We start from the raw sequence: 22,765 nt of genomic DNA on the forward strand, positions 1-22,765 counted from the left end.
TTTTCTTTAGAGCGGCTGAGTTAAGTCTTTTTCTGGTAATAAATGCCAGGGTTACAACGAACCATATCAAACTCGTCCGTTAAACCAGCGATAGATTCTGATGCACCGAGAAATAAAATCCCTTTGGGATTGAGAGCGGCAGCGAATTGCCGCAAAATTTTTGCCTTTGCCTCTGGTGCAAAATAAATCAGCACATTGCGGCAAAAGATAATGTCGAACTTGCCAAGCAGACTATAACTCTCGAGTAAATTATGCGCTCTAAAGTTCACCAACCGCTTCACATTGTCCTTTAACTTCATATTGCCTGAAGGTAATGCATCAAAAAACTGACGCTTACGTTCTTCAGATAAACCACGCGCTAATGCCAAACTATCGTACTCGGCATTTTTGCAACGTTCCAACATGGAAGGAGATAAATCCGTTGCTTGAATAGAAGCACTACCAGCCAAGGCACCAGGCTTCTTCTGTTGATACTCAAGAATAGTCATAGCCAATGAGTATGGCTCTTGGCCTGACGAGCAAGCCGCAGACCAAATTTTAAGCGGACGCCCCAGACGACTGTATTCAGGTAGTAGGACATTATTCAACAACTCAAATGGATAACGATCACGGAACCAAAGGGTTTCATTGGTCGTCATAGCATCGATCACTTCAGCTCTGAGCGCACGCTCAGTAGGCTTCATCGAATGCTTAACCACATCAGATAAGGATGGCAGGTTATATTTGCCCATCAAAGGAGCAAGACGACTGCGCACAAGATATTGCTTATTTTCACCCAGTACGATGCCGCTGTGTTGCTCTAAGAACAACCTAAATTGATTATATTCAGCCTCAGCGAGTGATTTATTTGGCACATTCACATCCTAAATCCTATAGCAAGCACCAAAATCAGTGCGAAACCATCATGTTATAAAGTCGAGATTATAGCGTAAAGCGTATCTAGGTACTAACCTACAGCAATTACAAACTTAAATGCTTATTCACAGCAGCGGCCAGTTCGTCAGGATTAAACTTAGCGATAAAGTCATTAGCCCCCACTTTTTGAACCATTGCCTGATTGAATACACCACTTAACGAAGTATGCAGTACCACTTTAATATGCTTAAGCTTAGGATCATCTCGGATTTCAGCAGTCAGGGTGTAGCCATCCATTTCAGGCATCTCAATATCAGAGATGATGAGGGGGATCTCATCGGCCACATTATCCATCTCTTTGGCGATCTCTTTAAGCTTGTCTAATGCTTCACGACCATCTTTTGCGGTATCAATTTGTAAATTCAATGACTCGAGTGAACGAATAATTTGTTTACGCGCCACGGCAGAATCATCAATAACCATAATATGGTAATGCTGAGTTCTGTCGAGGGTCAGTTTTTCATTGGCTTCTTCACTGATAGCCGTTTTAACCGGTGAAATCTCATCTAAGATTTTTTCCACATCGAGAATTTCAACTAATTCACCTTCAATTTCAGTCACAGCTGTCAGATAAGAATAACGGCCAGCACCTTGCGGCGGAGGCATAATCGCTTCCCAATTCATGTTGATTATCCGCTCAACAGAACTGACCAAGAAGCCTTGAACACTGCGGTTATATTCAGAAATAATGATGAAACAGTTTTCAGTGCTTGCTAAAGGTTTTCCCCCTGTTGCCGCACTCAAATCAATCACTGAAATGGTTGTTCCACGAATATGAGCAACACCCTTCACATAAGGATTAAGTTTAGGCAAAGTGGTCAGTGGTGGACACTGCAGTACTTCTTTCACCTTAAACACGTTAATCCCAAACCGTTGACGACCGTTTAATTTAAAAAGCAGCAATTCTAAACGGTTTTGTCCAACGAGCTGGGTTCGTTTGTTGACTGAATCAAGAATACTCGACATAACTCTGCCTTGTTGTTCTGTTTATGTTCGGCCCTATAACTCAGTTGAGTATAGGCATATTAATTGCTTACGTCTTATCTATCGATAAACATAGTCGAAACTGAGTCAATCTTCTGACAGTGATGCAAATTATTATTACAGTGGTCAGCTTCGAACTTAATAAAAGTATAGGTGCATTCTGGCGTTACAAGCTAGTCTCTTCATTATGAAAGTAAATTTAGTCTGTTTTTTTAGTCTTTTCACCCTCTTCATGCCCGCTTTTGCGAGTGCAGAGCCTATTGTCCCCACCGTATCGGCAATCTCAGAATTAGCTAAAGCGCTTATTTCAGAAAAAATATCCGTTCCAGAAAATGCCAAAGTAAATATTTCGCCACAGATGGTTGACGCAAGAATGCTGCCGTCACAATGTTCGTCTCCAATGAAAGTTGAACTGGCTAGCGATAGGGAAATTAGCCGTAATAACACCTTAAAAGTCAGCTGCGATACACAAGACTTAGCTTACCCTTGGCAAATCTATATCTCGGTTCGGGTGGATATCTTATTCCCCGTTGTTGTCTCAACCGAAATCTTAGCACCAGGCGAACTCATCTCTCCTAGTCAAGTAGAAGTCCGTTACATTGAACAAAATAGCTTGAGAGGTGCCGAATTCGATGACCCGAGTAAATTGGCTGGCGTGCGAGTAAAACGACGAGTAGCAAAAGATAATCCCATATTAAGCAACAACTTATGCTTCGTTTGTAAAAATGATTCGGTATCTATCTACGTTCGTTCTGGCTCATTCGAGCTCAAAACAGTAGGCGAAGCCCTACAAGATGGCAATAAAGGTGATCGGATCAGAGTCAAAAATAGCAGTTCAAACAAAGAACTAGATGCTATAGTCACAGGCATTGGCGAAGTTGAAGTAAGAATGTAAAATAATCTAAAGCTTTTTTGTAAGCTGCCGATACCCCAGTTAAGAAATCCCGTACACACGACGCTGGAGCCTAAAATGGCAATTGATATTAGCAAACTCAACACTGCAACGACTGCGCAAGTTCGTTCAGGCGCAACGAAAACGAGCAGCGATCAATCTGCTCAAGTTGCTACAAAATCGACAACACCACAGAGAAGCGACTCAGTGGTCATTACGGCCCAGGCACAACAACTTCAAGGAGCTCAGACTAAAATGGCTAGCCTTCCTGAAGTTGATCAAAAGAAAGTAGCAGAAATCAAACAAGCTATTGCCGAAGGTCGCTATAAAATTGACCCTGAAAAGTTGGCTGCCAATATTGCAAGTTTTGAAGCCGAACTTAATGACTTAAATAAAGAGTAACTATGACTGAAATAGCTAAACTGGTAGATCTACAACACGCCCATTTGGCTGTTCTTAAGCAAATCATACTCAAGGAAAAAGGCGCTTTGGTTGACCAAAACGCCGATTTACTGCTTTCCCTTGCTAACGAAAAATCGCAATGTCTGAAAGAACTAAAGAATAATGATGATATTCTGGCAAAACACAGTGATAAATCGCTACTCACTCAGCAAGTCGAACTCGTGCATAAAATGGCTGAGATCAAAGACGCATTGACTGAATGCAAAGAATTAAACGAACAAAATGCCAGTTTAATTGAGATGAATTTAGCGAGTTTAAATCGCTTTGCTCAAGCTTTACAAGCCAGCAGAAACGCCTCCAGCCTCACCTATAACGATAAAGGCAAGACCTCGACTATCTCAAGTTTAGGCAATGATTTAAAGGCCTAACAAGCGCATCACTCCCACTTAGCATTCCCTTTTCTAAGCTCTGATTAGATATTAATGTCTTGTACAAAAAGAAAAGCCGCGTAAATACGCGGCTCAATACATGCTGTTGAACATACTCTCAAAAACGCTAGAAATACGTCACTTCCTTCACTCGTTGTGGACGGCTCTGTTGTTGATAAAGCGCCCAAACCTGTGAAAAATCAAGTTCTAACTCAGTGACATAATGCTCGCCTGCGGGATAACTCTTAACGACTCGTGCGCCGCGGATCACGCCAGAAACTGACGCTTTGACATTATCGTCCGTCAACATCCAATCACTGACACTGCTGTTTGCCGTTATTTTCTGCCCATAAACTTGTTCCGCTAATTCACGATAAGCCACAATTTTTGATGCCTGCATAGCCATCAACACTCTTTGTGATTGCTCTTTAGCCGGTTGAGTCGCTAACGGCGCATATCCTATAGCCGTTAACTTAGGAAAACTCGGTGGCGGCACATCTTCCCATTGCACATATCTATCTTTAGCAGCGCAGCCAGTTAGCATTAGCCCCGTGATAAGTAATAAAAGGTAGTGTTTCATTTTCCATCTCCTAAGACACGCACTTCATTCATGCCTGGACTCGCCTGACGATATAAGATGCCATTTTGTGACACAATTTGCTCCGAAGGCTGCATGTAGTTTGCCAACTCTTTTTGAGTCACAAAAGTTTGAGATGCCGATACCACGCGATTGTTACTAATGTTCACAATCCGAGTATTGATCGCCATACCATTGGTTACTACGCTCATAGTCGAAACGACAAGATGCTCAACAGGAAGATCTTTCGACAATTTTTGCCAATCTCGCGTCAAAATAAAATCCCCGTCAGATGTGACTCTCAAGCCATCAGCTAAGTTTAAATCCACCACATTAAACTGAAAGCTATGGAGCGACGTCATTAATCCTTGCTGTAACTGTTGCGCTAACGCATTAGTGCCATTCAAATCACCCACTAATACTGGTGTTGCAACTACGATAGGTTGATCAGAACGCAAAGCATCATTTTGCTTAACAAGCTCAGTCACTATTCGCTGTGCTAAATGGTTAATCACTGCCGTTGGCGGCAACCCATTGCCATCCACTAAACTCGGTTTGGGCGGCGTAACCGGTTTAGCTACACATCCACCTAACATTATCAATGTTAAGGGAATAATCACACGCTTTAGCATTGGATTTACCTCATCTATGGGTGCATTGGCAGTCAAGTGACTCACTTTCTAAGCTTCAAATTTTTAATGAGTAACAAAAACCAGCAATCTTTGGACCAATATTAACCTCAGTCCGACAATATTCTTCTATTACGCAGTATATCGACTGTAACAATGGAAACTTTATCAAAAGTTCTCATACTCAGGCACGAAATTTGCTTTATTGACATATTAGATTAAGAGTCAGAAAACTGGCTCGATTGGTAATATCGCCATTAGCTTAGCGATAAGGATTGAATTGATGCACATACCAGGTTCAGCTTCGCTCATCATTTTGAGCCTTTTACTACTTTCTTTGCCCACCAGAGCCGAATGGATAGAAGCCAGCGGAGAAGCAACTATTATCAATGGTAATACAGCTCAAGCAAGGGAAGAAGCAATTAATCAAGCAGTTAGCTATGCGACATTAAGCACAGGTATTCAAATCTCCAGTGAGCAACAAACCTCTAATGGTAACCTCACACAAAATAACTTTGCGATAAATCGCAACGCCCAAGCCATAAACATTCAACTCGTTAGTGAACAAATTCAGGGAAATAAAATATATGTATCCCTACGCCTCGATCTAAATGATGATCCAACACAACAGTGTCCTAATGGCCAATTAAAGGCCGCTATTTTAATACCTCAAACACAAATAAAAGATCGTTCTCAGCTTAGATATGGACAACTTTCAGGCTTTGAAGAGGTCATTTCAGAGGCGTTAGGGAACACTATAGAAGATTACTCTTCAACTGGCTTTAGTCACATCCATGCTAACGAGCGACTCGATATTGAACAAGACCTAGTGGATATTCGCGGTTATCGACTCCCAAGCTGGCTCAGTGAAATTACCGACAGCCAATATATTCTTCAACCGCAGATCATTGATATATCGATAGAGCCTGTACAACCCACCTTCTTAGGATTTTGGGATGAAGCTCCGCTAAGGCAATTTCAATTCAAACTCAGCCTCTATCATGGGATCAGTGGCGAAGAGGTCTGGAGCAAAAGCTACAGCACATCAGCCCCATGGGAATTTGAAGAACAGGCTATCATTGCTCCCAACAGTAATAGATTCTGGCGTTCCTCCTATGGAAAAAGTATTACTCAATTAATATTGCAAGCTACCCGAGATTTAGACAGCACACTTAATTGCAGGCCATTACTTGGCCAAGTCGTTAGCCGACAAGCAGACAGGATTATATTAAATCTAGGCCGTAAACATGGCATTCGTGTCGGTGATAAATTCCAAGTAGTATTACAACAAAACTTACCCGATAGACTCAATGAAATGCGCGCCGTCGCGACCAAAAGTCGTGCAACGGTAAAAATTGAGCAAGTAAGCGAAGAAAGCGCCACCGCAGTACTTGTAGACCAAAATGCCGCCTACAATGTACAGATAAACGACATAGCGCTTAAGATTTAAGCAACTAAATCATAAGCCTTTTAATCAAAGATAAAACCAGTATAATCACTGTCGTCTCTTCATAGCTCAACAGGATAGAGCAGCCGCCTCCTAAGCGGCCGATCGGGGTTCGAGTCCCTGTGGAGAGACCATAAGTCACTTTTTATATATAAAATTCAGTAATTTACGAAAAGCAAAAAATCCTGTGCCGCCTATGTGCCGCCATAGGAATGACGTTTTTTAGAATTTTTTTTCGTAACATTTTCAAAAATCCCCGTTTTGCCCTGTTCATCTCAGTTATAGACTTTTCGCTTCATTTCTAATAGTTTTCTTATAGCCATAAAACTAGAAAATGGACATTTAACGAATGGAATCTTTCGACCTCAAACACCATGAAAAAAAAGATAACTGTGAAAAGGTCAAGAAAAATGAAACCTCAGGCATCCTCTACCAAGAACAAAATCCAAACCTAGATTTACTTGGTAAATTTGTAGTTTCAATCGCCAACTATGATTGGCTGGAGGAATTGTATAAACGCTACATTTCCGACGGCCCTGAACCTAGCATAGACACCTACTCGGAAAAATTAATTGATGTTCTATCTGGTGTTGAAAACATTCTCATCGAAATAGAACAAATTAATGAGTACATTGCATCACAATATTTCTCAACTCTTGAAGAAGCACCTATCGTCAAACTAGAGCATGATCAAAGTAAAATATTACATTTCGAATCGGCCGAAACATTGGCTGAAGCATTTAGTAATTTTGAAAACATTAGTGACTTTGTTGAAGTCTTTTCAATGATTCCAACTGATGCAGCCGATCTCCTTCAAGCAGCACTTTCGTGTGAAATGGCAGGCCATCTAAAATCAGCAAAAATCTTAAAAAGAGAATTTACTCATCGAATGTTCCACAAAGGCAATGAACTTTACCTATTGATAATGATGAGTCTAACTGAAGCAATTGGCCGTAAAAACATGGTCAAACAAGCAGGGAAAAATGGGAACGATTCTAAACATAAAATTAATAGATTAGTTAAGCAGCAAGCGATTGAACTCTACTTACAAGGGAGTTATCACAACCCCCGCCACGCAGCAAAAGTGTTACTCCCCTCAGTAACAAAAATTGCGTCAAATCTCGGCTCAAATCTAGAGTGGAAAAATAACGGTTTTGAACGTCTTTATGGCTGGCTACGAGCAGCTAACACAACACAAAGCATGTAGTTCTCGCTGCGAGAGATTATGTTTTCGCTGCGAGCAATATAGTTCTCGCAGCTAGCACCGCATACACCCTAACCCCTCACGATTATCTTAACTCCTGACAAATCTACTTTAATCAGGAGTTACCATGAACGATCTATTACTCAGCCCGACCGAGGTCGCCGAATTTCTCGGCGTCACCATCGGCACCCTATCCGTTTGGCGTTGCACTGGCCGCTATCCTTTACGCTTCGTTAAAATTGGCCGCAGCGTTAAGTACCGCCAAAGTGATGTTGAATCCTTCATTAACGGGAGGGTTTATGATCACACTCTATAAATTTGCCCTAGCTATTTGCATCATCATTCAATTAGCGGTGATCGACCATAACCTTCAAGTAAATTTGAAGTCCATTAGGTTACATAACGAGTCTAAGTACCCGTTAACGGGTACACAGGCCAAAACCGAGGAACCGAACCCGTTAACGAACACCGAACCCGTTAACGGGGACAACCAAGACGTCCCGCAATTAAAGCCTAGTGAACCATTACATAACGGGGAGGCTAAATCATGATGACCTCCCCTACTTTATGCATGCCCAAGCTCACCGATGAACAACAGGAGTTCGCCCAATGGCTCTTACAGGGCAATAGCCTTTTCCTGTGCTCAGAAATTTGCAGCGACTTTGGCAAAGTTGACGGTATTGAAACCTTTAACGGCCACTTTCAAAAACGCACGCTATTTAGATTAAAGCGTGAAGGACTACTCACTGAAACCACGATTTTTGAGATGGGCATTCGTTGGCAAAAGCTATCGCTTAACGAGCGAGGTAAGCAATTACTGACTAACAGCGAGGTAAAAGCACATGCTTAATGTTCATGAACACGATAAGCAATGGCTAGACAGTAAACTCTACGGCCTGCCCTCACCTCATCGTATAGCGATTATGCGGCAATATCGTAGCAAGCCAAACCGCCGCGAGGCCAATTTGAGCGTGCTACACCTGACTAAACGAATTGCCGCCGTTATGGGTAAGGACAAACATTTCTACCATGTGAATATTGAGCAGCAAGATATAAGCGCAAAGGCAAAGCAACACGCCCGCCGCTGTATACAGATCACAGCGCAAGCAGAAGGTAAGGGATTACTCACTATCTACAACACGCTATTACATTACATGGCGTGCTATAGCATTAAGCCGCCAAAACTGAGCGAGACAATTATCAACCACCTTAAGTTGGACACACTTGATGACGTTGAGCTTGCCCAAGTCTATGGCGTACTCGCCCGCGCTGGCGATGAGATTTGGTGGAAACGGAAATTAAGAAAACAGCGCAATCTGCAAATTGAAACCATTTCACGGGAACTCAATTTGGTCAGTAAACAAAAAGGCATTTATGCCAGTAACATTACCGTCAGCAATTTTCAGACCCAATGGCAGAGCAATCAACAGCTTTTAGAAAACACCATAGCCACCAACGAACACGGCTATAGTGCAAGTCTTGCCGAATTATCCAAACTCAATGTCTCTAATCCCGCCATTCGCAAGGCCGAGTTGATGGTTCGCATCCGTGGCTTTGAAGATTATGCCAAAGAGATGGACTATAGCGCCCTATTCTTAACTATGACTACACCGTCTAAATACCATCGCTGTTTTGCCAGAACGGGCGATAAAAATCCCAATTGGAACGGCGCAACCCCACTCGATGCCCAAGAATACTTAAATCGCACCTTTGCCCGCATTCGTGCCGCCCTTGCCCGTGAACAAGTCACCCCTTTCGGTTTTCGGGTAGCAGAGCCACACCATGACGGCACCCCACACTGGCACTTACTGTTATTTGTCCCAAGTGAGCAACAGCAAACCTTAGTCGATACCTTCACACACTATTGCTTAGAGGAAGATGGTGATGAGCAAGGCGCAAAGGAGCGCCGCTTTAAAGTGGAATATATCGATCCCGCTATTGGTTCAGGAACGGGTTACATCATGAAGTACATTAATAAAAACATCGATGGTGAAGGGATTGAATACGACAGCTACGGCAAAGATGCCACCACCTCAGCAATACGGATAAAAGTATGGGCGTCCTGTTGGGGCATACGGCAGTTTCAACAAATCGGTGGCGTTGGTGTAACCCCTTGGCGCGAATTAAGACGCCTAGACGCAATTAAAGATCCGTCACTTGATTGGATTGAGGCTATTCGCCAAGCAGCCGACAGCAGCAACTGGACTTTATACACTCAGCTTATGGGCGGCGTGTTTTGTAAACGTGTCGAGCAAACCATTCGTCCGCTATATATAACCCAAACCTGTGCGCGCCAAGCTAGTACCATCAACAGTGGAGCGACTAACACACAAAGCAAGCCAATTGCCGCATTAATCCAACAACAATCCCGAAATGCATTGCAGGAATGCGGGAATAGCCCGAAAGAATGCGGAAATCATGCCGAAAATTCCGAGAATCTATTGCAGGGCGATTTCAGGAACATGCAGGAACCATCTCGGGAATTTCAGGACTACGATTCAGGAATGCAAGAAATCATTTCAGGAACTGTTGCAAGGGCTCTGGAATTAGCCTCAGGGTTAGATACGGGATTAACTTCGAGATTAGATGCAGGAGTTGCAGGAGCAAATCCCGAAATTGCCCCAGAACACTATCAGCCACTCAAAACCAATCGCTATGGGGATGCAGCACTAACCCAGCTAAAGGGGATTGTCTCTTTCGGCGTTGAGATCATCACCCGCGTCCATACATGGGCGCTAGCAACTAAGTCTCAGGTTCAGAAAAAAGATTTTTGCTCTCACTTGGAGTTCTGTCAATAACTGTACAAGTTATTAAATTTAATGGTAATCTATCTTAGTGCATCAGTTGAAAGGGAAGTAAATTTCGTGTCGATACAATCAATAAGAATAAAAAACATACTTTCATTTGAAGATCTTGAAATAAAAAGTCTAAGTGATATCAATTGTATCGTAGGGAAAAACAATGTAGGTAAATCGAACTTACTAAAAACTATTAAATACTTTTATGACTCTCTAGCCAATAAAACCACTGAATCTTTACCACTTCAATCCAACTATACTTTAAAAGGTTCAATATCTCTAACTTTTGACACAACAAGAATACATCTCATATCAAAAAAGAACCCTAACAACCATTACTTCTCATTTATTTCAAGAAAAATAATCCCTAATGATAGAAGAGGTATTTTCTCAATAAACAAATACGACCACAAAAAGACATTTTTTACACTTACCTTATACATTTACAATGACAACTCTAAAAAGTGGTCAACTAATGACAGACAAGTACACAATCTAATTCTATACCTTTACCCATTCTTCTACATTGAACCGAGAAGAATGAATCTTTATGAGTGGGATGATTTATGGGATTTAATTTCAACAATTAAATCCTTTAACTTATCGACAATAGATAATGAAAAAGTTATAAATTTCTTTAATGACTCTATAAATCAAAATTCAATTGATGAATACAAAAATTTTGTAACCCAGTTAGAAAACATTATTACAGTAAAAAAGCTAACACCTAAAGAAAAAATACTTACATATGTAAAATCTGGGTTAACAGGCCACTCATTTGAGATTGATAGTCTAGCACTAAAAACACAATCTGACGGAACTAATTCGTATCATTTTATTAATATATTTCTAAAAATTCTAATATCACTATCCAAACGAGAATATATAACGCCATTTATTTTTATTGATGAACCTGAAATTGGTCTCCATCCAAAAATGAATGAGCAACTAATAAAAAACATTCATAGTTACTATAACTATAAAAAAAATACCGCAACGACAATACCACCAAAAATATTCATAACCTCTCACTCACCAATAATAATAAAACAAATTATTAAAAACTTTAGAGAAAAGCAAAACATTTATTGTTTTCGGAAAAATAAAAGCTCTCCAACAGAGTTGTACCTACTTAACTCTGATTACAAAAATGAAAGCTTTATAAATATCCTAAGCGAAAATGAAGCCAGATTATTTTTCAGCGATTTCATTTTATTTGTAGAAGGCGAAACTGAATTAGAAGCTTTTGGAAATATAAAACTAGCAAATCATTTCCAAGAATTACAAAAAATCGACATTTACAAATGTAGCAGCAATGTAATTGGCGAAAGAATAAACCCTTCATTTAGTAATTCTGCAATACCATACCTTTTTTTATTTGATGCAGATAAAGCCTGGGACATTTCATATAAAAGCAATAAAACTTTCTTAAATATAAAAAGTAATGGCGAATATTTCAAACTTGACAAAAAGACATTGGAAAAACAGAGAGAAAACTATAGTAAAGGATATAACTTTAAGTATCAATTAATGAGAGAAACCATAGACAACATAATAGAATCCATTGGGATTGAGTTAAAAATAAACTTAACAAAACAAATTATATTAACTCCAACATTCCACAACACTATAAGCGAACTTAAAACCTATCTAAGAAGTAAAAGCATATATATTAACAACACAACATTCGAAGAATGTTTGATATCATACGACAGTAGAGAAGTATTCTATGAATGGATAAAACACGAGTATTCAGTTGACATTACCCCTATTATTTCTAGGTTTAAAGCTAGCAAGGTAATAGATGAACATCTACTAATAGATTACATGAGAGTTTTATTCAATGGAAAAACTAAAATTTTAAACAATAAAAAACCTTTCAACAACGAAACCAGCAAAACAACTAAAAAAGCTAGGTTTCTACTACAAAAACTAAATAAGTTCTTGAATATAACCACACCAGACAAAGCTGACGGGTGGGTAACAAAATATATTGATTTCTCGATAAATTTCATAGAGGAAAAAGTAGCAAAAAAAGAAGATTTTCAAAAACAATTTAAAGTTTATTTTCCTGAATTATATGATATAATCAAACAGCTCCAATCCGATAGTTAGTGGGAATTGTTGGTCTTGCACCAATGATTTGAGGGCTTGCCCCTCCTAGCCCAAATAAGCTACTTCAGCATGTTGCGATATTATGCTATCTGAGGGCACACCTTCGGTGTAATGCTGTTCTTTTGTATCGGATTGGAGCTTTCATTAATGAAAAAGTTTAGTAGAGATTTTTTTTCACAAAAAATATTAGGTACACAATTAAAGTTATTTGATGATTTCGAACGGAATGTACGTGAACATCACTTTAGAAAAGAAGACTTATTCTCAATAACAACTAATAGTAACCACTTTTTTATTAATCAAAAGATTAATCGAATTCTACTAAAACAACTTCCTATAAACTCATCTGCCTGTGGTTTTGTAGAAAATAAATCTTATCTTGATTTTTTAGAACCTCACAAATTTGGATATTACTTCTTACGACTTGACATTAAGAGTTTTTTTCATTCCATAAAAACATCTGAGATTAAATCACTCTTGAGTCCTTTTTTTTCCAACACAAAAGAAAATCGGAAATTTTCAGAGCTAGAAATTGCTTTCCTAGCCGTTACACACAAAGTTTCTGCAAATCACAAAAACACAAATATAAGAGACAAAGAAATATTACCCATTGGGTTCCCAACATCCCCAGCAATATCAAATTTAATTTTCAGAAAAGTTGACTTGCTAATTGAGAAATACTGTGACAATAAAAATATTATTTACACAAGATATGCCGATGACATGCTTTTCTCATCTAGCACAAATCCTTTTGTTCACAATAATTCTTTTGAAAATGAGATATCAATACTTGTATCCTTGCTATCATTAAAACTCAATAAAAGCAAAAGAGTGACAAGCACAAACACAATATCACTTAACGGATATGTAATTAAGAATAAAAAACCAAGGAGGATTTTCCTATCTAAAGAGATAAGTATATCAGAAGGAAAAATATGGCTTTCAAATAAAAAATTAAAGAAGATAAACAAATTTATATACGAAATCAACAAGGGAACCCCTCACGAAATAATCATGAAAGACTTATATAACATTTCAAAGCTGAATTTTAAAAATAAGTTTGGTTATTACAATGAGATTTTTTTTAAAAAATATATCAAAGATCAAATTACAAACAAACTAAACGGATATCGTTCTTATTTACTTTCATTCGTAACTTATAATGAAAATAAGCATTGTATTGAAAAAAACTATCTAGAAAAAATAATTAAGATAATTAACAAAATAGAATCTATATCTATATAGCTTAATTATAAAAATATATAGAATTATAATTGATCGACCTCAAATTTTTCAATATAGATTATACGCACATAATTTTAGATTGTGTAAATTGCCCCAACAAAATTACTTACGGAAAGAAAATCTCTTGTGACAACTAAAGCAATACTTAAGTCATTTCAGTTTTAAATCAATGCCAGAACGAAGTGACAAGGCATTGATTTAATTGAAAAACATGGTGATTTATTACTATTTAAGACTCAACATTGACTTTACCTCATCTTTTGCACAAAAACACAGGAAAGATTAAAAAATACGAATTATACAAAGAGATTAAAACATGTTTTGACGATTTTTCAGACAAAAAAATCCCCCAGCAATATGCATTGCATATAGCTATTTATCGAGCAGATAACCTCACTTTAAGATGGTTTATTTACACTCCATACGCATTTGGCCACCTAAATGCCTATATCGTTCAAGATAGATATATTGAAATATAAGAGAAAATTGATTTATTCAGGTATATTGAAAAATATTCAAATATATCTAGACGTTATGAATATGTAAAATTAATAGGTTTTAATGTGTACTAGCTTAAGTTGGATATCATTGAAAACAACTCTCTTCTTTCATTACTAGAGAGCAGCTCTATTTCCCTCACCAGCTTATCCACCTTAGACTCTTGCACAAACGTCCCCAGTAAAGGCGCAGTGGTGATCTCTAGCTCTGCCCTGACATTCTCAACATCTAAATGAGCATAGGTGCTGGTTGTGATACAGGCTATTTTTATATATTTGCCTAACGGCAGAGGACTATGGCGGAGTAACTTATTGGTAGTTTGAATATTACCACAGCGCATCACTTAGAGATGCACAAAGACTGATAGCCACTTATTGTTCTGCATTGCTTCAAAAATCAATAATGAGTAGACTTTACTCAACCAACTGTTTAAAAAGAATTTAGAACGCATGGATCAGCTACTATTACGCTCTGCGGACTACGAAAATTTTGTTTATGGTCTTCTATCTCATCCTGAATCGCACCTATCAAAGCGCACAGAAGGAGCACGCATCCTGTGTGCTGTTTCGATGGAACATGCTCAGAGCATTAAGATCCTAATGCACTCACATGCCTTTACCTCCGCTTTAGGACTATTAAGACTTCAGTACGAATCTCTAGTAAGGGCACATTGGCTTATTTTTGCCGCATCAGACAACATGGTTGATAAATTACTTGCAGAGCTTAACAGCGACTCAGCTCAGGCAGGAAATTCAATACCTATGGTTGGAGACATGATGAAATCAATGGAGGGAAAAGCGCCTCCAAATGCTCTTCAGCCGTTACTTGAATTTAAAGACAACTCTTACAAGCCGCTCAGTTCTTACATACATGGCGGCATCCACGCTATCAGTCGTAAGAGTAAAGGATATCCAATCCCATTACTTGAAAATGTACTTAAAAACTCTAATCAGCTTTGTGGAATCACAGGGTACTTTTGGGCACAAATGACTCAGAATCCGTTAGTTACTGCACATGCAATGCACTCTTTTAAGAAATATCAGGATTGTTTTAACTATACACTGTAATTTAATTTGGAATTAAAAATGGAATACATTGATATTGTTACAAAATTGATTGGAGGACTGGCTGCTATTTTTGGTATAGCGTTAACTTTATCTCATCTTTTCGCACAAAAAAGCACAGGTAGGCTTAAGAAGTTCGAAATTTATAAAGAAATTAAAACATACCTTGACGAACCATCTGACAAAAACTTTCCTGTAATCTGCGTAGCATTTAGTTGTTTAATAAGTAGAAACCTCACATTGGATGAAAGTAAATGGTTCATTAATACACCCCACGCATTTAATCATCTGAAAGCTTATAGTGATCAAGCAAGATATATCGAAATCTCAGAAAAAAAAGACTCTTTCAGATATGTAGAAAAATATTCAAGAAATTCAGCAAGACTTTATGAGCACATAAAACTAATAGGTGCATACATATTATCAGCAAGCATCGGAATCATTATTATGATGGTAACACATTCTAAATCTGATAATTTTTTCATTTCGTTTATGGGTTATTTATTTGGTGGAGTATTTATTTTTCTAGGTATTGTAGCATTACTTCAAGATGGTCATTTAAGTAGTGCAAGATCAACAATTAAGCATAAATTCAAACCGTTCAATCGAGTAACGAATAAAAGTAAAAAATCCTCAATTTAATCTAATAAGCAGCTCTTTCCTTTCTTCAAGAGAGAGCTGTTCAATTTCCCTCACCAGCTTATCCACCTTAGACTCTTGCACAAATGTCCCCAGTAAATGCGCCGTAGTGATCCCGAGCTCTGCCCGCACGTTCTCAACATCTAAATGAGCATAGGTGCTGGCGGTGATACTGATATCGCTATGCCCTAAAAGCTTACTAGTGGTTTGAATATTGCCACCGCGCATTACGCTCCAACTGGCGATGGTTCGGCGTAAATCATGGATAGTGACATTATCCTCTTTCGCAGTTGCTGACTTTTCAGGACTCCGCAGCCCTGCCCGCTCTGTGATGCGATACCAAAAACTCCCCTTCCCTGCATTCTCGGTAATATGCCCCGAGTGACTACGCTCAGCAGGGAACACATATTTAACGCCGTGAGCGGCTTCATGGCTTCGGCGTTCGAGAATTGCCATCACCTCTTTGGTTAACGGCACCGCATGGGGCTTTTTCGATTTAATCTTGCTGGTCGGAATAATCCACACGCCGCGCTGGTGATCTATCTCGCGCCACTCCATGCTAAACACACAGCTTTTACGCTGCCCAGTTAACAGTAATAGCATGACTACATCACGGTAAAGCGGCGCTTCAAATTCCAATGACTCGAGTAATGCCCGCACCTCATGCTGATTCAAAATCCGCTCACGCTTCACCGCCGCCAATTTTTTGATGCGGCCAAAGGGATTAATGGCTTGCTCGTTAAACATCGACTTGAGCAAGGTCAGGCATTTATTGCGAACAGCGGCAGAGTTTTTAGTAATGATCAGCTTAAGCAGATTTTCGGCTTCGACAGTGGTGATACTCTCAACGGGCAAATGGGCAATGCGCGGCTGAATATGGTTCTTCCATGTGGATTGAATATCCTTAAGGGAATTGAGTCGCCGTTCACCCGTTTTGATTTTGACCATAAACTCAGCTTCGAAGGAATCAAACAATTGTTGAACGCTGATAGACAAGGCTTCTTTGCGCTCAGCTTCAAGCTTGGCAAGGCGTTTCGCTTCGTTCGGATTCACCCCTTCTGCTAAGTCTACGGCAATATGCTTGGCCTGTTTGCGGGCGTTCTCTATGGTTAAATGCGGGAACTCCCCGATCGTTACAGTGACGTCTTTACCTAAATGCTTGCGGCGAAAGCGAAAAACCTTTTTTCCCGATGGAAAAACATCTAAGATTAAGCCATTAATTGAGTCTCGATGGCCGAAATCCGCAATTCTGAAGCGTTTTTGACCGATTTCGAGCTGTTCGAAAGCACGTTTTGTGAAGCTTGTTTCAATGCTCATAATGACTTAGCCTTAAATCCTGTGCCGCCTATGTGCCACCATAGGGATTAATTTAGACTAAAATACAGTAATTTTGGTTAATGTCAAAATCGCACAAAACACACTTAAAAGCATGTTTTATAATGATTTATTAATTTTAGATAATTTTCATTAATGTCGCGAACTGTCTCCTGTGGAGAGACCAGATAGTGACCTTGGTGATATCAAACTCCCAGAAATCTTCCGGAGAAACGGAATGACCGAGCTATTTGCGTCTAATCTCAATATTATCGTTAAGCGTTGGCCTATCGTAGCTGCTGCGATTAAAAACCAAACCATCAATGAATTAGATGCTCACCTTATCAACAGTCGTAATCAAACTATCAGTGTTAATGGTATTCAGCTCAGTAGTCGTCATGACCGCATCGCCGAAGCACGGCTCTTTATCAGTACATTACCTGCAGATGCAACTCACGTAACCGTCTACGGTGTCGGTATGGGAGATGTACCAAGTTTACTTATCGATAATCCACAGTATCTTTCAATTGATGTTTGCATTTTAAACCTCAGCGTTTTTGCCCTCCTCATCAGTTACACAGATCAAAGCGAATGGTTAAAGCATCCAAAAGTTAGTTTAAAGGAACATGCAAATAAAACCTTAGTTTATCCCTATATTGCGATTACGCCAGAGTTAATTTTGACCAGTAATGAGAATGCCATTACTCGAGATTTGCTCGTCTACGAACTCAACCGCAATTTTGCGAATCAAAAACACACGGTTGATGAAACGTCATTGGCAAGAATTAATGCCAATATTCCCAGTGTATTAAACGATCCTGATGCTGCACTACTCTTAAATACCCATAGAAATTCACACTGTATTGTCATAGGTTCGGGCCCTACCCTCGAGGATCACTATTCATATTTATTCGAATTAGCGCAACAGCCAGTATCATTGAGACAACTGATTATTGCAGTTGATACCTCATTTAAGGCTTTACTTCAGCACGATATACTACCTGATATTATTTTGAGTATAGATCCTAAGATCCGTCCAGACCATTTCCCCATGGAACAGACAAGGCATGTCACCTTAGTCTACTTTCCCAAAATTAATCCTCTGATCCTCGCACAATGGCAGGGCCCCAAGTATTGTGCTTATTCGAGTAGCTCTCTCTATGATGATTTAGCGAAGAAAATTCCTAAGAAGCGATTATTTACCAATGGCAGTGTCGTTCATCCGGCCGTCGATCTCGCCGTGTATTTAGGGGCCTACCAAATATCCCTATTTGGTTGTGATTTCTGTTATGCCAATAATAAAACCCATGCATTTTGGCCTGATGGGGCTCTGGGGCCCAAAGTCAATAATGCAAAGCATTGGCTCATTAACGGTCATGGTGAAAGAGTGCCAACTGATTTAAATTTTAGGGGATATTTGCGCAGTCTTGAACACTATATTCAATCAAAACATAATGTTAAGTTTTATCAATCGAGTTTGGATGGAGCAAGGATCCATGGCGCTCAGTATAAGGCATTTATCAAATGACAAATGATCTTGTTTATTCACTTATTGCAAAACTTATCGCTACCGCCCATAAATTTAGACTTGGGCGAGAGGCTGAAGCTTCACAGCAATTCCGTGAATGTCTCAATCTCTTAGAGCCGATACTAAAGAGTGCGCCTCAAGCCGATGAAATCACCCTTATGCTCCCCGCAATATTAGCGGCACAGGAGCGTTATGATTGGCTAGCACTAGCAGATTATTTAGAATATGAACTGCCTAGCATGCTACAAGGCAACTAACGACCTGAAAAAGGACTAGAGTATAGCGGAGATTGTAAAAATATAGTGACTAGTCCTGATATAGGCTAGCTTTACCCTGTAACAGCAGATTTTTCAGCATAGGGATATCCAGTGCCAGCTCAGTCAAAAGGCGCCCCTCAGCCTCCATCTGCTGATACTGAGTCAGATCCTCCACAGTATCAATTTCCAGCCAGCCGCCTTTGCAATAGGCCGGTTTAATACGCCAGCCCTGCTCTATCATCAGTTGCAGCAAACTGGTCATAAACATCTGGCTTTTAGTTTTACCGTCATAAAGTCTGTCTTCCGGCAAACTACGATAACACTGAATAAAATCGGCAAGGCGGCTGGCTGAGATTTTAATCAAACCCGTATACTGCGCACTGATATCATCCAGCGAAGATGCTTTTTTGCCTAATTCCAGCAGGTACCCCTCTTTGACTTTAAAACTCTCAGCGTCGGATAAAGGGTCATCCATTCTGCAGCTCCAGAGTTTAAACCAGTTTAAATCAGCCACTACAGCAGCATCAGCTTCTGTGGCCAGTAACTGCTCTATCAATTGCGGTTGATACAAAATGTCGGAATAACAAATCAACAGATCCTCATTGCCTGCCATAAAGTCTTCGGCACAAAACAAGCTGTACACCATATTGGTGCTCAGATGTTCTGCGTTATAAAACTGCGGCAGCGGATAAGCAGCGAGTGTTTCAGCACAGTACCCGGTAACAACCGCAATTTGTTCAATACCACAATGGCGTAACACCGCCAGTTGGTAATCAAATAAAGGCACATCAGCAAAAGGCACCATGGCTTTAGGAGCAGACTGAGTAAAAGGTCGTAATCGGCTGCCTTGTCCGGCAGCAAGAATTAATGCTTTTGTTTTTACTTGGTTCATGAAGCAGAGCCCGAAAAAAAATCATGGATAAATTGCACATCCTGCGGATGAAACTCAGCTTCACGCTCCGGATGCCACATCCAGCCACACCAGGGTAAGCTGCGGTGCGCTATCGCCTCAATACTCTGATCCGCACTTTGTGCTGTCACCTGCCATTGCTGCAAGTCCGGCAGACAAGCCCAGCGGTGAAAGCTGTTTACAGAACGATTCTGCCCGGCAAAATTCAGCTGATGCCGCACCGCCACATGGCCACCAATCTGCTGCAACTGGCCACCTGTAGAGTGAGTCAGCAGTTGCATACCACGGCAAATCCCCAATACCGGCCACTGCTGTAGCCTGGCTAACTCCAGAAGTGTAGATTCCTGAGCATCCCGTTCAGGTGCATCACCGCCGTATGCCACCAGATCATTGCCACCACTCAGCACCACACCTGCGATAGTCAGCCCTGAAAAGCTTTCAGTCGTAAGTGGCAACAGATTTGGCACCGGCATGGCGATAAAACCAGCTTGCGCCAACAACAAAGCCCAGCGTTGATCCAGCATATCTCTGCGTTCTGTTGTTGCTGTATTGACTTCAACCCTTTGGCTGACCAGCACCAGCTTCACTGCAACACCCTGACCAGCCGTTGGCTGCAATCCAACTCCAGTGTTCTGGCCTGCTCACATTGGCGATATAGCTTTTCACCTGCGCCAATAATGGCCGGCATATTCAGCTCTGCAGCCCTTATGGCCATATGAGAATTCACTCCGCCATATTTGGTAATAAAACCAATAATGCCCTGAGAGAAAATCCAGTCATAGCCTGGATCCGCACTTGGGATCAGTAAAATTTTGCCCGCTAAATCCTGACCTAAAGTACAGGACTGCACTTCACCGATACAGGACTGCAAAGTGATAAAGTTCGGCTCATCTGCACTTAAATGAAACTGGTAAATGTTTTGCTCAGAATGAATTAAGGCTGGCAACACCACAGATTCTGTTTGTTTAAACTGCTGTTTACCAGACGCTATGCTGCTGCGGATTAACTGGCCTGCATCCACTGTGCTGCTGTACATCTGCCGGATCACCGAATAATCCAGATAGGACATCTGATCCCGGTTTAACTGATGCTGTTCACCCCAATCCGCCAGCAATTTCAGCACCTGACTCAGACTGCGGGTAAAGACAAACTTGGCGTATTCACGGCCTTCAATGGCTTTTTTAAGAAAACTAAACAAGCTGATGATGGTGTGTTGCAGCTGATGTGAGTCTAAAGCACTTTGTAATTGCTCAAGCTGCTTTAATGACAAATGGAATTCATCCAGGCTTTTAGTGCCTACGGCGGCTGATTTGGCTAAATAAAATTCCTGCGCTTCATCGTAGCGTAAGCTGGTGATGTCGTAAGTGCCGGGGCGCAAATGGCCATAGAGTTCTAAAAAGCTGTCCGGCTCCATCTGCTGTTGATCTTTACCCAACGCAGAGCTGATGGTTTCCAGAGAATTCATAAAGCTGGCGTAATTTTGCTCTGACAAAATGCCCACTGTCACCATAGATTTCAGCATTTGTACTGCAATAAAACCAGCCCGGGCCAAACCGGCAAAAGGCAAAGTGCCATAACGTTTACAGTCTTCGATGATCCAGTAAATTTTATCAAAGACCGGTAAATCAGCGTCAAACAAGCTTTGTTGCCTTGTTTTTAGCATCTCTATTTTTTCGATATCTTTTAGCCACAAACCGTTTTCAGAATTGATAATTCTGTTGGTCAGGCCCCGTAATGATTGCTGCAATAACATCAGTTCATCATCGTCAAAGCCACGGGCTTTAAGTGATTCCAGCCGCTGGGGTAAATCCAGGGTGTAACAGGACAAAATGATTTCAAACTCCACTTTGTCATGTTGGGTCGGGTTTTTCACCAGTTGACTGATGTAATAATCCACCAGCTTGTCGGTCAGTTCATCGCCCAGATCTCCGGGCACAAAAGAGTTAAAACTCACCCTGACATCAATAAAAGGCACACCGGCAAAACTATGCAGCAGCGGAAAACTGCGCAGGTTTCTGTAACCGTAATTATCACGCTGGTAAGCCCAGATACTATCGGTCACCAGCTCTTTGTATAAACTCATAGCCAGTGGTCGTGGCCTGACACCAATAATTTCAGCCGGATTCCAGTCAGGCATCACACCAAATACAGTGCGCTCACCGCCTAAAAACGGATGACGGCGGTTTAACTGGCCAAACTTATGCGCCACCTGAGCCAGCACATCAGCCGACTCCGTTGCTGTTGGTGCCACAGACCAGTCTTTAACCAAAGGCCTGACTTGTAAAATAAAACAGTGGCCTTGCTGGTCAAAAGCAAACTCTATATCCAGATGGTCACAGTTAAACAGTAGTTCCAGCTCTTTTGCAGCCAGCAACAATTTGCCTAATGGCCCTTCGGGGTAATAAGACAAAGGACAACTTTTGGCGATATAGCAGGTTTCCAGTTCGGCTTTTTCGCCAGAGGTAACTAAGTCAGTACGACCCGACAGCGGATCATAATTAATCACCCAATAGTGTCCCAAAGTAGAAGGGTCACGAGTGAAAATCACACCGCTGAGGGCCACATCCAGTAATTGGGGCTGGATCAGCAGTTGTTCATCTACAGCGGATGGGCCATAAGACCGGGCCACGGTTTGCATAGCGTCACAACAAGCCAACCATCCCCGCACATGCAATACAGAGTCATAATGCCCTGCCAGAGAATGCTCAAAGCTGTCTTCATTTTGTGCACTGCTTCGCACCACCAGATCAGTATCCAGCCATTGCCGTTTCTCCAGTTCTGAGCGCAGCAGCTGAAGTGATTCAGGCTGCTGCAATACAGCCGTGTTGGCAACCAGTTGGGGCAATACGCTGGCATGCTGTAGCTGACCTTCCAGGTTGGCTAACGTCTGTGCCTTAGTACCAAACAACAACCCCATAA

General features: G+C 40.8%; 22 protein-coding genes and 1 tRNA gene. 15 read left to right on the plus strand and 8 right to left on the minus strand.

Features of this window, described 5'->3' with window-relative positions:
* Positions 1-20 precede the first annotated feature (20 nt).
* Together L5L98_RS06290 and L5L98_RS06295 are read right to left on the minus strand one after the other, a co-directional pair.
* A complete protein-coding gene (locus tag L5L98_RS06290) occupies positions 21-860 on the minus strand; it encodes a CheR family methyltransferase (protein WP_168824478.1) in 840 nt (279 codons plus the stop codon).
* Positions 861-960: 100 nt separating this feature from the next.
* Positions 961-1,881: a chemotaxis protein CheV gene (locus L5L98_RS06295; protein ID WP_028761211.1), complete on the minus strand. Its 921-nt coding sequence runs from the start codon at positions 1,879-1,881 to the stop codon at positions 961-963.
* Positions 1,882-2,086: 205 nt separating this feature from the next.
* On the opposite strand from L5L98_RS06295, the gene flgA reads away from it, so the two are divergent.
* The 3 genes from flgA to L5L98_RS06310 all read left to right on the plus strand — a co-directional run bounded on the left by flgA (position 2,087) and on the right by L5L98_RS06310 (position 3,621).
* Positions 2,087-2,794, plus strand: coding sequence for a flagellar basal body P-ring formation chaperone FlgA (flgA, locus tag L5L98_RS06300; protein WP_028761212.1), 708 nt, complete (start codon positions 2,087-2,089; stop codon positions 2,792-2,794).
* Positions 2,795-2,869: 75 nt separating this feature from the next.
* Entirely contained in the window at positions 2,870-3,193 is a 324-nt protein-coding gene (gene flgM, locus L5L98_RS06305) for a flagellar biosynthesis anti-sigma factor FlgM (protein ID WP_107948432.1), read from the plus strand.
* 2 nt (positions 3,194-3,195) lie between these two features.
* Positions 3,196-3,621 carry a flagella synthesis protein FlgN gene (locus L5L98_RS06310; protein ID WP_028761214.1) on the plus strand — a complete coding sequence of 142 codons (426 nt, stop codon included), beginning with the start codon at positions 3,196-3,198 and terminating at the stop codon, positions 3,619-3,621.
* A gap of 127 nt (positions 3,622-3,748) precedes the next feature.
* On the opposite strand, the gene L5L98_RS06315 is transcribed toward L5L98_RS06310, so the two are convergent.
* A complete protein-coding gene (locus tag L5L98_RS06315; RefSeq protein WP_263139401.1) occupies positions 3,749-4,201 on the minus strand; it encodes an LPP20 family lipoprotein in 453 nt (150 codons plus the stop codon).
* Positions 4,198-4,830, minus strand: a complete 633-nt coding sequence (locus L5L98_RS06320) for a FlgO family outer membrane protein (RefSeq protein WP_028761216.1) — start codon at positions 4,828-4,830, stop codon at positions 4,198-4,200. The genes L5L98_RS06315 and L5L98_RS06320 overlap by 4 nt, the downstream gene beginning before the upstream one ends.
* Before the next feature lie 280 nt (positions 4,831-5,110).
* Here L5L98_RS06320 and L5L98_RS06325 point away from each other — a divergent pair, with 280 nt between their 5' ends.
* From L5L98_RS06325 to L5L98_RS06370, 10 genes are all read left to right on the plus strand, one after another.
* On the plus strand, positions 5,111-6,277 hold the full coding sequence (locus L5L98_RS06325) for a flagellar assembly protein FlgT (RefSeq protein ID WP_131523072.1): 1,167 nt from the start codon (positions 5,111-5,113) through the stop codon (positions 6,275-6,277).
* 55 nt (positions 6,278-6,332) lie between these two features.
* Positions 6,333-6,408 (plus strand) — tRNA-Arg (locus L5L98_RS06330).
* A gap of 215 nt (positions 6,409-6,623) precedes the next feature.
* Positions 6,624-7,481 carry a hypothetical protein gene (locus L5L98_RS06335; RefSeq protein WP_248067303.1) on the plus strand — a complete coding sequence of 286 codons (858 nt, stop codon included), beginning with the start codon at positions 6,624-6,626 and terminating at the stop codon, positions 7,479-7,481.
* Between the two features lie 124 nt (positions 7,482-7,605).
* Entirely contained in the window at positions 7,606-7,794 is a 189-nt protein-coding gene (locus L5L98_RS06340) for a helix-turn-helix transcriptional regulator (RefSeq protein ID WP_208662075.1), read from the plus strand.
* A 231-nt stretch (positions 7,795-8,025) separates the two neighbouring features.
* Complete coding sequence (locus tag L5L98_RS06345; RefSeq protein WP_248067308.1) at positions 8,026-8,328, plus strand: hypothetical protein; 303 nt, start codon at positions 8,026-8,028, stop codon at positions 8,326-8,328.
* Positions 8,321-10,276: a replication endonuclease gene (locus L5L98_RS06350; RefSeq protein WP_248067311.1), complete on the plus strand. Its 1,956-nt coding sequence runs from the start codon at positions 8,321-8,323 to the stop codon at positions 10,274-10,276. Before L5L98_RS06345 ends, L5L98_RS06350 begins: the two co-directional genes overlap by 8 nt.
* Positions 10,277-10,342: 66 nt before the next feature.
* The gene (locus L5L98_RS06355; protein WP_248067314.1) at positions 10,343-12,391 is read left to right on the plus strand and encodes a retron Eco8 family effector endonuclease; all 2,049 of its coding nucleotides are present in this window, start codon (positions 10,343-10,345) and stop codon (positions 12,389-12,391) included.
* 147 nt (positions 12,392-12,538) lie between these two features.
* Entirely contained in the window at positions 12,539-13,636 is a 1,098-nt protein-coding gene (locus L5L98_RS06360; RefSeq protein ID WP_248067316.1) for a reverse transcriptase family protein, read from the plus strand.
* A 947-nt stretch (positions 13,637-14,583) separates the two neighbouring features.
* A complete protein-coding gene (locus tag L5L98_RS06365; protein WP_263139412.1) occupies positions 14,584-15,201 on the plus strand; it encodes a DUF6988 family protein in 618 nt (205 codons plus the stop codon).
* An 18-nt stretch (positions 15,202-15,219) separates the two neighbouring features.
* Positions 15,220-15,840, plus strand: coding sequence for a hypothetical protein (locus tag L5L98_RS06370; protein ID WP_248067322.1), 621 nt, complete (start codon positions 15,220-15,222; stop codon positions 15,838-15,840).
* Here the strand turns inward: L5L98_RS06370 and L5L98_RS06375 are convergent.
* Positions 15,832-17,154 (minus strand): tyrosine-type recombinase/integrase, encoded by a 1,323-nt coding sequence (locus L5L98_RS06375; RefSeq protein ID WP_263139415.1) that lies wholly within the window; start codon positions 17,152-17,154, stop codon positions 15,832-15,834. The genes L5L98_RS06370 and L5L98_RS06375 overlap by 9 nt on opposite strands.
* Positions 17,155-17,389: 235 nt before the next feature.
* Here L5L98_RS06375 and L5L98_RS06380 point away from each other — a divergent pair, with 235 nt between their 5' ends.
* A complete protein-coding gene (locus L5L98_RS06380; protein WP_263139416.1) occupies positions 17,390-18,679 on the plus strand; it encodes a motility associated factor glycosyltransferase family protein in 1,290 nt (429 codons plus the stop codon).
* Positions 18,676-18,936: a hypothetical protein gene (locus tag L5L98_RS06385; protein WP_212600944.1), complete on the plus strand. Its 261-nt coding sequence runs from the start codon at positions 18,676-18,678 to the stop codon at positions 18,934-18,936. Before L5L98_RS06380 ends, L5L98_RS06385 begins: the two co-directional genes overlap by 4 nt.
* Before the next feature lie 49 nt (positions 18,937-18,985).
* On the opposite strand, the gene L5L98_RS06390 is transcribed toward L5L98_RS06385, so the two are convergent.
* Genes L5L98_RS06390 through L5L98_RS06400 form a run of 3 tightly spaced genes read right to left on the minus strand, consistent with a single transcriptional unit; the run spans position 18,986 to position 22,763 of the window.
* On the minus strand, positions 18,986-19,828 hold the full coding sequence (locus tag L5L98_RS06390; RefSeq protein ID WP_263139418.1) for a phosphocholine cytidylyltransferase family protein: 843 nt from the start codon (positions 19,826-19,828) through the stop codon (positions 18,986-18,988).
* A complete protein-coding gene (locus L5L98_RS06395) occupies positions 19,825-20,463 on the minus strand; it encodes a gamma-glutamyl-gamma-aminobutyrate hydrolase family protein (protein ID WP_212600946.1) in 639 nt (212 codons plus the stop codon). Before L5L98_RS06395 ends, L5L98_RS06390 begins: the two co-directional genes overlap by 4 nt.
* The gene (locus tag L5L98_RS06400; protein ID WP_212600947.1) at positions 20,430-22,763 is read right to left on the minus strand and encodes a PEP/pyruvate-binding domain-containing protein; all 2,334 of its coding nucleotides are present in this window, start codon (positions 22,761-22,763) and stop codon (positions 20,430-20,432) included. The genes L5L98_RS06395 and L5L98_RS06400 overlap by 34 nt, the downstream gene beginning before the upstream one ends.
* Positions 22,764-22,765 lie beyond the last annotated feature (2 nt).

The organism is Shewanella sp. SM23, assembly GCF_025654295.1.
GTDB classification, from domain to species: domain Bacteria; phylum Pseudomonadota; class Gammaproteobacteria; order Enterobacterales; family Shewanellaceae; genus Shewanella; species Shewanella oncorhynchi.

Coding starts and splice junctions, on each gene's coding strand:
- L5L98_RS06295 (WP_028761211.1), bottom strand. CDS start 1,881: ATGTCGAGTATTCTTGATTCAGTCAACAAACGAACCCAGCTCGTTGGA.
- flgA (WP_028761212.1), top strand. CDS start 2,087: ATGAAAGTAAATTTAGTCTGTTTTTTTAGTCTTTTCACCCTCTTCATG.
- flgM (WP_107948432.1), top strand. CDS start 2,870: ATGGCAATTGATATTAGCAAACTCAACACTGCAACGACTGCGCAAGTT.
- L5L98_RS06310 (WP_028761214.1), top strand. CDS start 3,196: ATGACTGAAATAGCTAAACTGGTAGATCTACAACACGCCCATTTGGCT.
- L5L98_RS06315 (WP_263139401.1), bottom strand. CDS start 4,201: ATGAAACACTACCTTTTATTACTTATCACGGGGCTAATGCTAACTGGC.
- L5L98_RS06320 (WP_028761216.1), bottom strand. CDS start 4,830: ATGCTAAAGCGTGTGATTATTCCCTTAACATTGATAATGTTAGGTGGA.
- L5L98_RS06325 (WP_131523072.1), top strand. CDS start 5,111: ATGCACATACCAGGTTCAGCTTCGCTCATCATTTTGAGCCTTTTACTA.
- L5L98_RS06335 (WP_248067303.1), top strand. CDS start 6,624: ATGGAATCTTTCGACCTCAAACACCATGAAAAAAAAGATAACTGTGAA.
- L5L98_RS06340 (WP_208662075.1), top strand. CDS start 7,606: ATGAACGATCTATTACTCAGCCCGACCGAGGTCGCCGAATTTCTCGGC.
- L5L98_RS06345 (WP_248067308.1), top strand. CDS start 8,026: ATGATGACCTCCCCTACTTTATGCATGCCCAAGCTCACCGATGAACAA.
- L5L98_RS06350 (WP_248067311.1), top strand. CDS start 8,321: ATGCTTAATGTTCATGAACACGATAAGCAATGGCTAGACAGTAAACTC.
- L5L98_RS06360 (WP_248067316.1), top strand. CDS start 12,539: ATGAAAAAGTTTAGTAGAGATTTTTTTTCACAAAAAATATTAGGTACA.
- L5L98_RS06365 (WP_263139412.1), top strand. CDS start 14,584: ATGGATCAGCTACTATTACGCTCTGCGGACTACGAAAATTTTGTTTAT.
- L5L98_RS06370 (WP_248067322.1), top strand. CDS start 15,220: ATGGAATACATTGATATTGTTACAAAATTGATTGGAGGACTGGCTGCT.
- L5L98_RS06375 (WP_263139415.1), bottom strand. CDS start 17,154: ATGAGCATTGAAACAAGCTTCACAAAACGTGCTTTCGAACAGCTCGAA.
- L5L98_RS06380 (WP_263139416.1), top strand. CDS start 17,390: ATGACCGAGCTATTTGCGTCTAATCTCAATATTATCGTTAAGCGTTGG.
- L5L98_RS06385 (WP_212600944.1), top strand. CDS start 18,676: ATGACAAATGATCTTGTTTATTCACTTATTGCAAAACTTATCGCTACC.
- L5L98_RS06390 (WP_263139418.1), bottom strand. CDS start 19,828: ATGAACCAAGTAAAAACAAAAGCATTAATTCTTGCTGCCGGACAAGGC.
- L5L98_RS06400 (WP_212600947.1), bottom strand. CDS start 22,763: ATGGGGTTGTTGTTTGGTACTAAGGCACAGACGTTAGCCAACCTGGAA.